Origin of the sequence: Paraburkholderia fungorum (assembly GCF_900099835.1) — a bacterium.
Taxonomy (GTDB): Bacteria; Pseudomonadota; Gammaproteobacteria; order Burkholderiales; family Burkholderiaceae; genus Paraburkholderia; species Paraburkholderia fungorum_A.
The window spans coordinates 2,447,855-2,462,256 of sequence record NZ_FNKP01000002.1; the positions used below are offsets into that span (position 1 = coordinate 2,447,855).

13 protein-coding genes are annotated in these 14,402 nt (G+C 62.4%); 4 read left to right on the plus strand and 9 right to left on the minus strand.

What is annotated here, in order from left to right; translation table 11 throughout:
• Positions 1–5: 5 nt before the first annotated feature.
• From BLS41_RS26815 to BLS41_RS26825, 3 genes are read left to right on the plus strand one after another with little or no spacing between them, the layout of a single operon-like run.
• Positions 6–605, plus strand: a complete 600-nt coding sequence (locus BLS41_RS26815; RefSeq protein WP_074770346.1) for a HutD/Ves family protein — start codon at positions 6–8, stop codon at positions 603–605.
• An 18-nt stretch (positions 606–623) separates the two neighbouring features.
• Complete coding sequence (locus BLS41_RS26820; protein ID WP_074770348.1) at positions 624–1,373, plus strand: electron transfer flavoprotein subunit beta/FixA family protein; 750 nt, start codon at positions 624–626, stop codon at positions 1,371–1,373.
• Positions 1,374–2,303 (plus strand): electron transfer flavoprotein subunit alpha/FixB family protein, encoded by a 930-nt coding sequence (locus tag BLS41_RS26825; RefSeq protein WP_074770350.1) that lies wholly within the window; start codon positions 1,374–1,376, stop codon positions 2,301–2,303.
• Between the two features lie 170 nt (positions 2,304–2,473).
• Here the strand turns inward: BLS41_RS26825 and hutG are convergent, their stop codons facing one another.
• The 8 genes from hutG to dapA form a co-directional block, all read right to left on the minus strand.
• A complete protein-coding gene (gene hutG, locus BLS41_RS26830) occupies positions 2,474–3,277 on the minus strand; it encodes an N-formylglutamate deformylase (protein WP_074770352.1) in 804 nt (267 codons plus the stop codon).
• Complete coding sequence (locus tag BLS41_RS26835) at positions 3,274–4,470, minus strand: alpha-hydroxy acid oxidase (protein WP_074770354.1); 1,197 nt, start codon at positions 4,468–4,470, stop codon at positions 3,274–3,276. The genes hutG and BLS41_RS26835 overlap by 4 nt, the downstream gene beginning before the upstream one ends.
• The gene (locus BLS41_RS26840) at positions 4,471–5,919 is read right to left on the minus strand and encodes an FAD-binding oxidoreductase (protein WP_074770356.1); all 1,449 of its coding nucleotides are present in this window, start codon (positions 5,917–5,919) and stop codon (positions 4,471–4,473) included.
• A 7-nt stretch (positions 5,920–5,926) separates the two neighbouring features.
• Positions 5,927–7,030 carry an ABC transporter ATP-binding protein gene (locus BLS41_RS26845; RefSeq protein ID WP_253189763.1) on the minus strand — a complete coding sequence of 368 codons (1,104 nt, stop codon included), beginning with the start codon at positions 7,028–7,030 and terminating at the stop codon, positions 5,927–5,929.
• Positions 7,031–7,122: 92 nt separating this feature from the next.
• Positions 7,123–7,977: an ABC transporter permease gene (locus BLS41_RS26850; protein WP_074770358.1), complete on the minus strand. Its 855-nt coding sequence runs from the start codon at positions 7,975–7,977 to the stop codon at positions 7,123–7,125.
• Complete coding sequence (locus tag BLS41_RS26855; protein WP_074770360.1) at positions 7,974–8,810, minus strand: ABC transporter permease; 837 nt, start codon at positions 8,808–8,810, stop codon at positions 7,974–7,976. Before BLS41_RS26855 ends, BLS41_RS26850 begins: the two co-directional genes overlap by 4 nt.
• 60 nt (positions 8,811–8,870) lie before the next feature.
• Positions 8,871–9,941: an ABC transporter substrate-binding protein gene (locus BLS41_RS26860; protein WP_074770362.1), complete on the minus strand. Its 1,071-nt coding sequence runs from the start codon at positions 9,939–9,941 to the stop codon at positions 8,871–8,873.
• 28 nt (positions 9,942–9,969) lie between these two features.
• Complete coding sequence (gene dapA, locus BLS41_RS26865) at positions 9,970–10,869, minus strand: 4-hydroxy-tetrahydrodipicolinate synthase (protein ID WP_074770364.1); 900 nt, start codon at positions 10,867–10,869, stop codon at positions 9,970–9,972.
• Between the two features lie 279 nt (positions 10,870–11,148).
• On the opposite strand from dapA, the gene BLS41_RS26870 reads away from it, so the two are divergent.
• Positions 11,149–12,492 (plus strand): MFS transporter, encoded by a 1,344-nt coding sequence (locus BLS41_RS26870; protein ID WP_074770366.1) that lies wholly within the window; start codon positions 11,149–11,151, stop codon positions 12,490–12,492.
• Between the two features lie 95 nt (positions 12,493–12,587).
• On the opposite strand, the gene pruA is transcribed toward BLS41_RS26870, so the two are convergent.
• Positions 12,588–14,198, minus strand: a complete 1,611-nt coding sequence (pruA, locus tag BLS41_RS26875; protein ID WP_074770368.1) for an L-glutamate gamma-semialdehyde dehydrogenase — start codon at positions 14,196–14,198, stop codon at positions 12,588–12,590.
• Between the last annotated feature and the right edge of the window lie 204 nt (positions 14,199–14,402).

The following is a 14,402-nucleotide window of genomic DNA, read 5'->3' on the forward strand; positions in this document are numbered from 1 at the left end:
ACATCATGTCTGCAATCGATGTGCGCCCCCTCGCATCGGTTCCCGGCGAGCCCTGGCGCAACGGCGGCGGGGTCACCCGAACCCTGGCGACGGGCAGCGATCAATGGCGCATCAGTCTGGCCGAGGTCGAGCGCGACGGCCCGTACTCGCGCTTCGAAGGCATCTCGCGGATCTCGCTGGTGATGCGCGGCGGCGGAGTCGCGCTGCGCGACGCCCACGCGACCGTCATGCTCAAGCCGTTCGAAGCCGTCGAGTTCGACGGCGGCCCTGCATGGAATGCGTCGCTGATCGACGGACCGGTCACCGTACTCAATGTCATGAGCGCCCGAGGCCGCTACCGGGCCCGGGTTCGCGCGATCGTCGACCGGATGACCGTGCCGCTGAACTGCGCGGCCGTCGTCGTCGCGCTCGATAGCCGCTGCTCGTTCCGCGAGGACGGCACCGGGCGCGCGGGCCATGTCGAGTCCGGCGAAGTGCTGATCGTCAACGACGTGACGCGTCCCCTCGAACTGAACGCCGCAAAGGCGGTCGCGGCGTCGGGCGAACCGCCGCGACTCGCCGTGCTCGTGACCATCGAGCCGTCCCGCATCCGCATAAACGACTGAATTGATGAGGAAGATGAGATGAAAATTGTTACCGCGGTAAAGCGTGTGGTCGACTACAACGTCAAGGTCCGCGTGAAAGCGGATCAAAGCGGCGTGGACATCGGCAACGTGAAAATGTCGATGAACCCGTTCGACGAAATCGCCGTCGAAGCGGCCACGCGCCTGAAAGAAGCCGGCCACGCGAGCGAGGTCATCGCCGTGTCGTGCGGTCTGACGCAGAGCCAGGAAACGCTGCGCACCGCATTGGCGATCGGCGCGGATCGCGGCGTGCTGGTGGAGACCGACGCCGAGTTGCAACCGCTCGCCGTCGCCAAATTGCTGAAGGCCGTCGTCGACAAAGAGCAGCCGCAACTGGTGATTCTCGGCAAGCAGGCCATCGACGACGACGCGGGCCAGACCGGCCAGTTGCTCGCCGCGCTGCTCGACTGGCCGCAGGCCACCTTCGCAAGCAACATCGACATCGTCGACGGTATGGCCACGGTCACCCGCGAAGTGGACGGCGGCGTGGAAATCGTATCGCTGCGTTTGCCCGCGATTATCACCACGGACCTGCGTCTGAACGAGCCGCGCTACGTGACGTTGCCGAGCATCATGAGGGCGAAGAAGAAGCCTATTGACGTGGTCAAGCCGTCCGACTTCGGCATCGATCCGGCGCCGCGCCTGAAGACATTGAAGGTGGTCGAGCCCGCCGCGCGCAAGGCCGGCGTGATGGTGCCGGACGTCGCTGCGCTGGTCGAAAAACTGAAAACTGAAGCCAAGGTGATTTAAATGACGACGCTCGTTATTGCCGAACACGACAACGCTCAAATCAGAAGCGCGACGCTTCACACTATCGCCGCTGCGACGCAGCTTGCAAACGGCGTCCATGTTCTCGTGGCGGGTAGCCATGCACAAGGCGTCGCCGATGCGGTGAGCAAGGTCGCGGGCGTCGACAAGGTCATCCTCGCCGATGCACCCCAGTTGGCCGAAGGCCTGGCCGAGAACATCGCCGCTCAGGTATTGGCGCTGGCAAAGGACTACTCGCACATCCTCTTCTGCGCGACGGCCGCCGGTAAAAACACCGCGCCGCGCGTCGCGGCAAAGCTCGACGCGTCGCAGATTTCCGACGTGATCGCGATCGAATCGGCCGACACGTTCCAGCGTCCCGTGTATGCGGGCAACGCGATCGCCACGGTGCAGTCGGGCGATCCGGTCAAGGTCGCGACGATCCGCACGACAGCCTTCGATGCAGCCCGCGCGGAAGGCGGCAATGCGGCGATTGAAACCGTGCCTGCGGTTGCGGATTCGGGTCTGTCGACTTTTGTCCGCCGTGAGGTCGCAACGAGTGATCGCCCTGAACTGACCGCCGCGCGTGTCGTCGTATCGGGCGGCCGTGGTCTGGGCAGCAAGGAAAACTTCGCGTTGCTGGACCCGCTGGCCGAGAAGCTCGGGGCGGCTGTCGGTGCGTCGCGCGCGGCGGTCGACTCCGGCTATGCACCGAACGACTGGCAGGTCGGCCAGACCGGCAAGATCGTCGCGCCCGAACTCTATGTCGCGGTCGGCATTTCCGGCGCGATCCAGCATCTGGCGGGTATGAAAGACTCGAAGGTGATCGTGGCGGTCAACAAGGATGCCGATGCGCCTATCTTCAGCGTCGCCGATTACGGTCTGGTCGGCGATCTGTTCGAGGTGGTGCCGTCGTTGACGCGATCGTTGTAAGTGCTCGGGTATCTCATGCGGCTGCTGTGCCGCATGGGTTTATTCGAAGTGGAAATGCGAAGCCGTCTCTGCAATCGCTGATGCAGAGACGGCTTTTTTCGTGGCGATCACGGCAATAAAAAAGCACGTCGTATACGACGTGCTTTGAGCTGCTCGAACTGCCCGCTGAATCAGTCAGGCAGCGCGAGCATCGTATCCACTGCCGCCATGACCATGCGCTCGACCACCGGCGCCACCTGCGCGGCCAGATCCGGGCGATACGCAAACGGAACCGTTTCGTTCATATACGTCGATTGGCACATCTCCAGCTGGATCGCGTGAATGCCCTGCTCGGGACAACCGTATTCGCGCGTGATATGGCCGCCCTTGAAGCGCCCGTTCGTCACCCACGTGAACGGCTGGCCTTCGAGACTCTGCGTGACGGCGTCGAGAATGCGGCTATCGCAACTCTTGCCCGAGTTCGTGCCGAGGTTCAGATCCGGCAGCTTGCCGTCGAACAGACGCGGCAGCACGCTGGCAATCGAATGCGCTTCCCACAGCAGCACGGCACCAAACTGTGCCTTCAGACGATCAAGCTCTTCACGCAATTTCGCGTGATAGGGGCTCCAGTAGTCTTGCAGCCGCGCCGCGAGTTCATCTTTGTCCGGCCCCTTCCCTGAAAGGTAAAGAGGTTCGCCGCGAAACGTTTCGGTCGGGCAGAGTCCCGTCGTTGTCTGTCCCGGATAAAGACTCTCGCCGCTCGACGGGCGATTCAGATCGATCACGTAGCGCGAGTATCGGGCGCCGAGTACCGACGCACCCGACAGCCTCGCGAAGTCGTACAGCGTGTCGAGGTGCCAGTCCGTATCGGCGACCTGCGACGCGACATCGGTCAGTTGGCTGCGGATCGGGTCCGGGATGTCGGTACCCAGATGCGGGATCGAAATCAGCAAGGGCAGCGTGCCCTGGTGAAAGCGGAAAACAGATTCAGTCACAACAATTTCTCCGTCAAGTCGGCGGCTTCCGACAAGGCGTGCCGTACATACGGATCGCGCAGGCTCGCGATGTAACTCGCGTCGAGCGATCCGATGTCGGGGCAGCCGAGAAGCCGCATGCAAATCTCGAGTTCCTTTTTGAGCATCGACAGAACGTCGCCGACTCCGCGCGAGCCATCGGCGGCCAGGCCGTACAGCGGCGCGCGACCCAGCAAAACGCCGTCGGCGCCTAGCGCCACGGCTTTGGCAATGTCGCTGCCGCGCCGGATGCCGCCGTCGATCAGCACAATGAATTCGTCGGGAGTCGCCGATACGGTGTCGACCAGGATTTCAAGCGAACTGGGCGCGCCGTCGAGTTGACGGCCGCCATGGTTGGACAGCACGACGCCGTCGACATCGTGGCGCGACGCGTTGACGGCATCGGCGGCCGTCTGGATGCCTTTCACGAGAACCTTGCCGGGCCAGTGACGGCGCACCCACGCCAGGTCGCTCCAGTTAAGCGACGTGTCCATCTGACGGCTCAGCGCGGCGGCCTGTGCTTCGATCCCCGGACCTAGCCGCGCACTGCGCGCGAGGTTGACCAGTTCCGGCACGCCATGCACGCCGACCATGGCGGTCCAGCGCGGATGCGTGGCGATGTCCCACAGCAGTGTCGGCGACCAGCGTAGAGGCAGCGTGAAGCCCGTTCTGGCGTAGTGATCGCGCTGGCCGGTGACAGGCGTATCGACCGTCAGCAGAAGCGTCGAGAAACCGGCGGCTCGCGCGCGCGCCATCATGTCCTCGGCGATACGCCGGTCCTGCTGCACATAGAGTTGTAGCCAGAGATCGCCGTCCGATGCACGACGGACGTCTTCGAGCAGGCTCGTCGACGCGGTGGACAGCACGAACGGCAGACCCGCCGCGTTCGCGGAACGGGCCAGCGTCTCCTCCGCCTCGCGCCGGTAGAGACCGTTCAGACCCGTCGGGCCGACCACGGCAGGCCACGCGGCGTCGGAACCCGCCAGCGTGACCCCGGTATTCACCGAAGTCACGTCGACCAGCACACGCGGCGCCAGCGTGACCCGCTCGAACGCGGCTCGGTTGCGGCGCATGGTGACTTCGTCTTCCGCTCCGCCTTCCAGATAACTGAATGCGAAATCCGGCAGAAATCGCTTCGCCGCCCGACGATAATCGGCAACGCTGGAGAGTGCCATTCAATGGTCCTGAGCGGCCACCTGGTTCGGCAGCACGCGGCCCGGATTCATCGTGTCCTTCGGGTCGAGTAGTTGCTTGAACTGTTGCATCAGCGCGATCTCGGCTGCATCTTTGTAGATGCCCATTTCCGAAACATGCAGCGAGCCGATGCCATGTTCCGCGCTGAAGGTGCCGCCCATTCCGGCAGCGATGTCGTAGAGCAGATGGCTCAGCTTCAATTGAACGGCCGCCTTGTCCGCGACATTCGCCCAGTACTCGTGGGTGAACATCGCGATGTAGTGGAGATTGCCGTCGCCCATGTGGCCCACCACGACCGGCACCGCCGCCGGATAGTGTTCGGCCAGCGCCTGCCCGGCGAGTTCGACGAAGTCGGGAATGCGATACGTGGGCACGGCGATGTCGTGCGTCAGCCCCATCCCTTCGCGGCCGTTCGCCTCGGTGACGTGATGCCGGATGCCCCAAAGCTCCGCGCGTTGCTGTTCGTTCGACGCAATCAGCGCGTCCTGCACGACGCCGTTGTCGAACGAGCCGCTGAGGGCGTCGGTCAACCGTTCCGCGAGTGCTTCGCTCGTGCCCGTTGCAGCGGCGAGTTCGACCAGCACGGTCCAGTTGGGCGTTTTCTGGAACGGGTTGCGCGCGTTGTCGGCATGCCGCAGCGAGATGTCGAACTCGCTTTGCGAGATCAGTTCGAGACCGACCAGTTCGCCCGGAAACGCGGCCTGCAACTTCAGGCCTTCATCGACGGCGGCGGACACGGTGTCCACGCCGAGCATCGCGGTCGCGATGGCGTGCGGTTTCGGAAACAGCTTCAGCGTGGCCGCCGTCACCACACCCAGCGTTCCCTCCGACCCGATAAAGAGGTTCTTCAGATCGTAGCCGCTGTTGTTTTTTCTCAGCGAGCGCAGGCCGTTCCAGATACGGCCGTCCGCGAGCACCACCTCGATCCCGAGAATCAGGTCGCGAGTATTGCCGAAGCGCAGCACGTTCGTGCCGCCCGCATTGGTCGCAATATTTCCGCCGATCTGGCACGAGCCTTCGGCACCGAGCGTCAGCGGAAACAGACGGTCGACTTCGAGCGCGGCCGACTGAATGTCGGCGAGCACGCAACCGGCCTCGACCGTCATCGAGTTATTGCGCGGATTCAGCTCGACGATACGGTTCATCTTGCGCATGTTCAGCAGCACGCTCTGGCCGCTGTGATCCGGCACCGAACCGCCGCACACGCTGGTATTGCCGCCCTGCGGAAACACCTTGACGCCGTTGTCGTTGCAGAACGCGAGCACTTTCGACACCTGCTCCGTGGTTCGCGGAAACACCACGCACGCGGCTTTTCCCGAATGACGCTTGCGCCAGTCGATCAGATGCGGCTCCATGTCGGACGGCGCGTCGATCACGTTGGCGTCGCCCACCAACTCCATCATTGCTGCAATAAGGCTGGATGAATTCATAGCGGATTTATTTTTTCAGAACAGCGCTGTCGCGAGCCGACCAGCGGACCGTCAGCGGGCGGCCCAGCGGCGAGCGCTCGGCGGCGCGTGCGGAGATGGTCTTGACCAGCAGCGTCGGGCCATCGGTTGTCGTCAATTCGAAGCGGGTCATGCCGCCCACGAACGAAATCTGCGAGATGACACCGGTGCATTCGTTCGCGCCGCCGGCACCTGCGACTTCGGTTTCGTTGTCGTCGAGCACCGAGATTTTCTCCGGCCGGACCAGCACTTTCACCTTCGAACCGATCGAGTGCCCTTCCGTGCTCCGCACCTTGATCGACCATTTCGCGTTGATCGCCACCGTGTCGTCGGACACGACGACGCCTTCCAGCAGATTCGATTCGCCGACGAAGTCCGCGACGAATTCGCTTACCGGCTCGAAGTAAAGCTCATCGGGCGTGCCGAGTTGCGCAATGCGTCCGCCGTTCATCAGACACACGCGGTCGGACAGATTCAGCGCTTCTTCCTGGTCGTGCGTCACGTAGACGAGCGTCGTTCCCAGGTCGCGGTGCAGGCGTTTGATCTCGCCCTGAAGCTGGTCGCGCAGTTTCTTGTCGAGTGCGCCGAGCGGTTCGTCCATCAGAATGACCGACGGCGAATAAACGATGCAACGCGCGATACCGACGCGCTGCTGCTGTCCGCCGGACATCTCGCGCGGCTTGCGGTTTTCGTAGCCGGTCAGGCCGACCCGTTCCAGCGCATTGCGCACGCGCTGCTGGATCTCCGACTTCGCCACGCCGCGAATTCGCAACGGAAACGCGACGTTGTCGAATACGTTCAGATGCGGCAGCAATGCGTAGTTCTGAAACACCATGCCCAGACCACGCTCGCGCGGCGGCACCGTCGATACGTCCTTGCCGTCCAGCAGGATGCTTCCCGTGGACGGCGCGACCGCGCCGGCGATGATGTTGAGGATCGTGCTTTTGCCCGATCCGCTCGGACCCAGCAGGCTCAGGAATTCGCCTTTACGCACGGTGAAATCGGTGGTGTGCAACGCGACCGAATTGCCATAACTCTTGCTGATGCCGTTGAACACGATCATGTTGTCCCCGGCGTTGATTGAGGTCGACATGGTGTCCAGGTTTCCGTTGACCGATGAATTCGTACGGGCCGAAGGCCGCCCATTTTTCTCGAGCAGTACGTGTGACATGCTTTTCTCCGACCTCAATGTGACGATTCAGATGCTGCTGGCTGCAGAAATACCGAGAGACAGCAGAACACGAGTGACAGCACCGTCAGCAATGCCGAGACGGCGGCAATCACCGGCGATATATCCCACTGGATACTGCTGTACATCTTGACGGGTAGCGTGGTTGTCGTCGGGCTCGTCAGGAACCAGGCGATCACGACTTCGTCGAACGACACGAGGAACGCGAACAACGCGCCCGCGAACATCGACGGCCGCAACTGCGGCAATACCACCTTGAAGAACACGGTTCTGCGATTCGCGCCCATGATGGTCGTCGCGAACTCCAGTGCCGGGTCGAGCTTTTTGACGCCCGCCATCACCGTCATCATCATGAACGGTGTGACGTACGCGACGTGACTCGCGACCAGCCCCGCCGTCGTGCCCACCAGATGCAACCGCGACAGATACAGATACAGGCCGAGCGAAATCACGATGACCGGTACCAGAATCGGGCTCATCAGCAGCAACATCACCCAGCGCTTGCCGGGAAAATCGAAGCGCACGAGGCCATACGAAGCCGGCACGCCGATCAGGATCGACACGACCATCGTCAAACCGGCCACCTTGAGACTCTGAAGTATCGGCCCGACCCACGCCGACGAACTGAACAACTGCTCGTACAACTCGAGCGACCACACGCGCGGCGGAAACGTCAGTTCACCGTTGCCGCCGAACGAGATCGGAATCACGATCAGCGTCGGCACGAGAATGAATGCATACACCGCAAACGCAATGACATTGCGAAGCCTCGCGTAGCGCCGCTCCTGCCTGTCGATCACCACGCCCGGCGCTGTCGCCGTGCGGAGATCCATATCGATCGATGTTGTCATGCCATCACCTTTTTCTTCGCGTCGTGCCGCTGAAACTGTTCCGCGCCCATTGCCGCCAATGTGACGATAGCAAGCAGGATCACGCCGATTGCCGAGGCCATGTTCCAGTCCATCGTCTCGCGGGTATAGAAGTCGACGAGGTTGGACATCATCGCGTCCTTGCGTCCGCCCAGCAGCGCCGGTATGACGAAGAAGCCCATCGACATCACGGTGGTGCTCAACGTCGCGGCGGCGATCCCCGGAAGGCTCAGCGGCAACGTAATGCGGAAGAAGATACGCGGCGGTTTCGCGCCCATGATTTCGGACGCGCGGTACAGCGATTTGTCGATCGACAGAAGGCTGGCCAGCACCGGAAATACGATGAACGGAATCAGGTAGTTCGTCATCCCCACCATCACGCCGAAGCGGTTGAACAGCATCGGCAGTTGCACCCGCGTATGAAATGCCGCCGACAGCAACTGGTTCACGAGTCCATCGCGGCCCAGCAGCACCGTGAACGCATAGCTCTTGACGAGAATGCTGGTCCAGAACGGCACGAGCACGAGAACCATGTACAGCGCGCGCTTGCGCGGCGTCTGCTTCGCAAGATGCATCGCGATCGGATAACCCAGCAACAGGCTCGCCACCGAAGCCGTAATGCTGATCTGGAACGTCGACCAAAGCGTGCGCAGAAACAGGTCGCTTCCGAGCAACCGCTGATACGCGGACAAGGAGGGGCTGCCCCCAATCCAGAAACTCGTATAGACGACGTAGGCGAGCGGAACAAACAGGACGAAAAACAGGAATACGGTGGCTGGCCCGACGTATAACAGTCCGTCAACACGTGATTTCATAACCCCTCCTTAACCATGACTCCCGATGCCCCGACTGCGGGCATCGGGACCACAACACGTTCAGCCGAGCGCCCATTCCTTGAACCGCAACGTCAGTTCGTCGTAGTGATCGGCCCACCATGCGTCGTTGCTGATCACGTTCATCTTGTTGAACGGGTCGGACATCCACTTGCGCACTTCCGGCTTCAACATCGGCATCGCGCTGCGGCTGGCCGGCGTATTGCCGAGCGCATTCATCAGCGCGGCCTGACGGTCCGGGCGCAGGGCGAATTGCACGAACTTCATCGCGTTCGCCTTGTTCGGCGAGTTCTTCAGAACCACCAGGTATTCGAGACCGATCAGGTTCTGCTTGAACGAGAAGTCGATCGGCTTGCTGGCTTCCTGCGCCGCCTTCACGCGTGTCGAGTACGTGTAGCTGAAATCGACCTGACCGGTTTCCACCAGCGTGACGGTTTGCGGCGTCTGATCCACCCAGTTGCCGACGAACGGCTTGATGCGGTCGAGCGCTTTAAAAGCACGGTCGACATCGAGCGGATACAGCTTGTCCGGCGCGACGCCGTCGGCGAGCAACGCGATTTCCAGCGTCTCGCTCGCGCGATTGCGCAGCGTGCGTTGGCCCGGAAACTTCTTCACGTCGAAGTATTCGGCGAACGTCTGCGGATGCTTGCCATCCGGGAACTTGCTGTTGTCCCAGCAGATGCCGCCCGTGAAGCCGTACAACGGCACCGCGTATTTCGTCATCGGCGCGATCAGGTCGCTGCGATTGAAGAGCGCCGGATCGAGCGGTTCCCAGTAGCCGTTCTTCGCGCCGGTCATCGCCATCGGGCCGACGGCGTCGAAAACGTCCCACTGGACGTTGTTCGTCATCACCTGGGCCTTGACCTTCGCGAGGTCGGGCGTATCGACGAGGGTCACGTGAACGCCGAACTCTTTCTCGAACGGCTTCGCCAGCGCTTCTTCGACGCCCGCGTGATAGTTGCCGCCCCAGCTCACCACCGTCAGGTTGCTGGCCGCCATGGCCTTGCGCGAGGTGATGACCATCGGCGCAGCGATGGCGGTCGAGAGGAGAGTCGTGCCCGCCGCCTGCAAGAACCGGCGACGGGGCATGATGATTTTCGAAGCAGCTGACATGGCGTTGGCCTTTTATTGGGTGAGTGGTCTACTCGGATTCGCGCGCGACGATCGGCGCGACGACGCTCGCCAGACGGGCACGGAGCGCGTCGGAGGCGGGCAACATGGGAAGCAGCACGTCGCCGAAGTCATAACCCTGCAGCGCGAGCGCGGCCTTGATCGGGGCCGGGTTCGGCTCGGCGAAAATGGCGTCGATCAGCGGACGCAACGTTGCATGCAGCGCAACGGCTTCCTGAAGCTTGCCGCTGGATGCGAGCGACAGGACCTTCGCCCATTGCTTCGGAATCAGATTCGAACTCGAGATGATCCCGCCGACCGCGCCCATTGCAACATGCAGCGGCAGCACGTCTTCTTCGCCGCTCAGAATGGCGATCTTCGACGCGCTCAGTTCGGCCGCGCGCATTTGCTGCGCGAGATCCGGGTTGCATGCCTTGATGCCGACCACGCGCGTCAGTTCGGCCAGCCGCGCCACTGTTTCGTAGTGCAGCGATACGCCGGTACGGTACGGAATTTCATAGAGGATGATGTCCGCGTCGACCTGATCGGAGAACTTCTTGTAGTAGTCGACAATGCCGTCCTGGGTCGGGCGGAAATAGTACGGCGTGACGACCATCAGCGCCTTGGCGCCCGCGGCGACGAACGCCTTTGCGTTGTCCACCGCATCGCCGATACCCGGCGACAGGATGCCCGGCACCACATGAAGCTTGCCCGCGCCTGCCTCGATCGAGGTCTCGACCACGCGCAGCCGTTCCTTTGCCGACAGCGACGTGTATTCACCGGTGCCGCCCAACGGCACCACACCGTCGGTCCCGGCCGACGCGAGACGCTGGATGTGCTGATACAACGGTGCTGGCTGGAACTGTCCCGCCTTGTCCAGCGAGGTGGGGACCGCGGTCAGAATGCCCGCGTATTTGTGTTTCATGCTCATCTGTACACCCTTATCTGATGAAAATTCGCTTCGTCATCGCTGGTCACTGAACTGCGCATAGTTGACACGATAGGAAGTCAAAAACAAGGGTGTTGCACCATCACAGACCGTTACCATCTTCATAAGACGCCGTTATCTAATCGCTTTCGAAGCTCGTGCGAGAGATTCTGTAACTGGGACAAACCCTTGTCCGGCGGCCTGCCGGAAGACTCCGGGGGCGTGCCGTCAGAGCGGCCAGAGCCGACCTTCCCCAGCGAATGCGGAACCTCGAAGAGTGTCATGTCAAAAACAAACGAAGAATCCGTTCAAAAAAGCCACGACCCTGCATTACCCGCAGAACCCATCAATCTGGAGACGCCACGCACCGGCCCGCTGTCGGAAGCCAAGCTGCTGGGAAGAAAAACGCCGCCGCTAACGTTAGACGTTCAGACGCCTGCGGGTTCGCCGCCGCCAAGCGAATATCGCGCGTTAATGGGCCTGCTGGGCGGCTATGCGCTGCTGACGCTCGGCAATGGTCTGTTCCAGACGCTGATCCCGCTGCGACTGCTGAATGCGGGCGCGGCGATGTTTGCGGTTGGTCTGATTCAATCGTGCTACTACGCGGGCTTCATGGTCGGGGCCGTGTTCAACCGGCGGCTGATCGACCGGATCGGCCAGCATCGGACCTTCGTCGCGTTTTCATCGGTCGTCGCGATTCTGGCGCTGGCGTTCGGACGCTTCGAATCGCTGCCGGCGCTGGCGCTGATCCGCTTCATGACGGGATTCGCGTTCATGGGCCTGTACACGTCCATCGAGAGCTGGCTGAACGGCGTGGTCAGAAACGAGCGGCGCGGCCAGGTTTTCGGCTCCTATGCGGCGATCAACTATCTCGCCGTGGGCTCCGGCCAGTTCCTGCTCAATACCGGCGACGCGTCCGGCACCGCGCAGCTATCCATCGTCGCCGCGCTGTTCGCCGCCGCGATCCTGCCGGTGACGCTGCTCGAAGGCTGGCCGCTGCGCGTGTCCGATGCGGCGCTGACGCGCATGCCGACGCAAACGTGGAAGGACAGCGTACTGGCGATGAAAGCCTCGACGCCGCTCGCGATTCCCGGCTGCGTGCTCGCCGGTTTTCTCTACAGCAGTTTTTATTCGATGACGCCGGTTTATCTGACGCGCACCGGTTTCTCGACTGCGGAGCTATCCGCGTTCATGGGCACGGCGCTGTTTTCGGCGCTGCTGCCGCAATGGCCGATGGGGCGTTTGTCCGACACCATCGACAGGCGTCGGCTGGTGTATCGCATTGCGCTGACTTCGACGCTGCTGAGCGCCGCGCTCGCGGTGCTGCACGAGCGTAGCTTCGTGTGGATCGCGACGCTCGCCTACGTGGCGGTCACCTTTACGCAATACGGGCTGATCGTGTCGCACGTGAACGACCGGACCGAGCCGCACCGCCGTGTGGCGATCACGGCCACGTTGCTGCTGATGTTTTCGTTCGGCGGAATGGTCGGCCCGGCGCTGGCGTCGCTGCTGATGAGCGTGATCGGGCCCAGCGGGCTGTTCGTCTTCAACGCGATGGCGTCGGCGATGCTCGCTTTTTTCGCCGCGCGCGCGATGAACAGCAGCCGCGACTTACGCACGGCCTGACGGGAAAAACACGGAGGGATAAAAAAAAGGCCAGGCGGAAAGCCTGGCCTTGTCGTCTGTTTCAATCTTCCGATTGAAACACCGTGCGCTTACGCTTACGCGCCGAACTTCCAGTCGCGCGTCGGCAGGTAAGTTTCCTTGACCGTGCGCGGCGACGCCCAGCGCAGCAGGTTCAGATACGAGCCTGCCTTGTCGTTGGTGCCGCTTGCACGACCGCCGCCGAACGGCTGCTGGCCGATCATCGCGCCGGTCGGCTTGTCGTTCAGATACAGGTTGCCGGCTGCGTTGACCAGCGCCGCTTCCGCCTGATGCAGCGCGAAACGGTCGGTGCAGAAGATCGAACCGGTCAGCGCGTACGGGCTCGTTGCGTCGATCAGTTCGAGCGTCTCTTCCCACGCGCCGTCTTCGTAGACGAACAGCGACAGGATCGGGCCGAACAGTTCCTCAGTCATCAGCGCATGCTTCGGATCGGACACCTGTAGCACGGTCGGCTCGACGAAGTAGCCCGGCTCGGACCACACCTTGCCGCCCGAGACCAGCTTGACCGCCGTGTCTTCCTTCGCCGCCGCGAGAACGCGGCTGAGCTTCTGATGCGAAGCCTGCGAGATCACTGCGCCCATGAACGTGCTGAAATCGGCGACGTCGCCCACTTTCAGTTGCGCGAGACGGTCGCGCAGTTCCTGTTCGACCGCGCCCCACAGAGATTTCGGAATGTACGCGCGCGACGCCGCGCTGCACTTCTGGCCTTGATAGCCGAACGCGCCGCGAATCAGCGCGATCGCAACCTCGGCGGCGTTCGCGGACGGATGCGCGAGCACGAAGTCCTTGCCGCCCGTCTCGCCGACCAGACGCGGAATCGTGCGGAACGAGTCCACCTTCGACGCCACGCCCTTCCACAGCGACTGGAACACCGCCGACGAGCCAGTGAAGTGAATCCCCGCGAGGTCCTGCGACTCCAGCGCGACGCGCGTGGTCAGTTCGGCTTCGCCCGGCACAAAGTTGATGACGCCCGGCGGCAAACCGGCTTCTTCGAGTGCTTCGAAGAAGATGTAGTTGGCCAGCGCCGATTTCTCCGACGGCTTCCACAACACCGTATTGCCCATGATGGCCGGCGCGGTGGTCAGGTTCGCGCCGATCGCCGTGAAGTTAAACGGCGACACGGCGTACACGAAGCCTTCCAGCGGACGCCAGTCGATGCGGTTCGCCGCGCTCGCGACCGACATCGGCTGCTCTGCATACACGCGCTGCGCGTTGTACGCGTTAAAGCGCAGGAAGTCGATCAGTTCGCAGGCGCTGTCCGGCTCGGCTTCTTCGACCGTCTTGCTCTGGCCGAGCATGGTCGCGGCGTTGATCTTCATGCGCGAGCGGGTGGCGACGATTTCGGCGGCACGGTGCAGGATGGTCGCGCGGCTCGCGTGCGTCAGGTTCGCCCAGTCGCGCGCAACCGACTTCGAGCTGGCGATCGCTTCGCCGATCTGCGCTTCGGTCGGGCGATGAATGCGGGCGAGCAGTCGTTGATGGTCGTGCGGTGCACGCACTTCCACCACATCGTTCGAGAAATAGCGCTTACCGCCGATCACGGTCGGGATTTCAACGACGTCGCGTTGTTCGAGTGCTTTGGTCAGCTCATTGGCAGCCGACGTTCCGCGGCCGAAATGCACTTCCGGCTCGTTAGCCGGCAACGGAAATTGTGGACCTGAAATCACGCCTACTCCTTAAGAAAAGCCGTTAATTGAACCGATTGCAGCATTGGGCCGCGGCGTCCGGCGCAAGGTTTTGCGCGCTACGCCGCCGCGTCGCTGCGACGGTTGACTGCAGTTTCGAGAGTAGTCGTTGCAAAAAGAAGCGGTGCTTGCTAAACCGGCGGTTATGAATTGAATCGGACGCAGTTATGGAAAACGCGTCGGCGG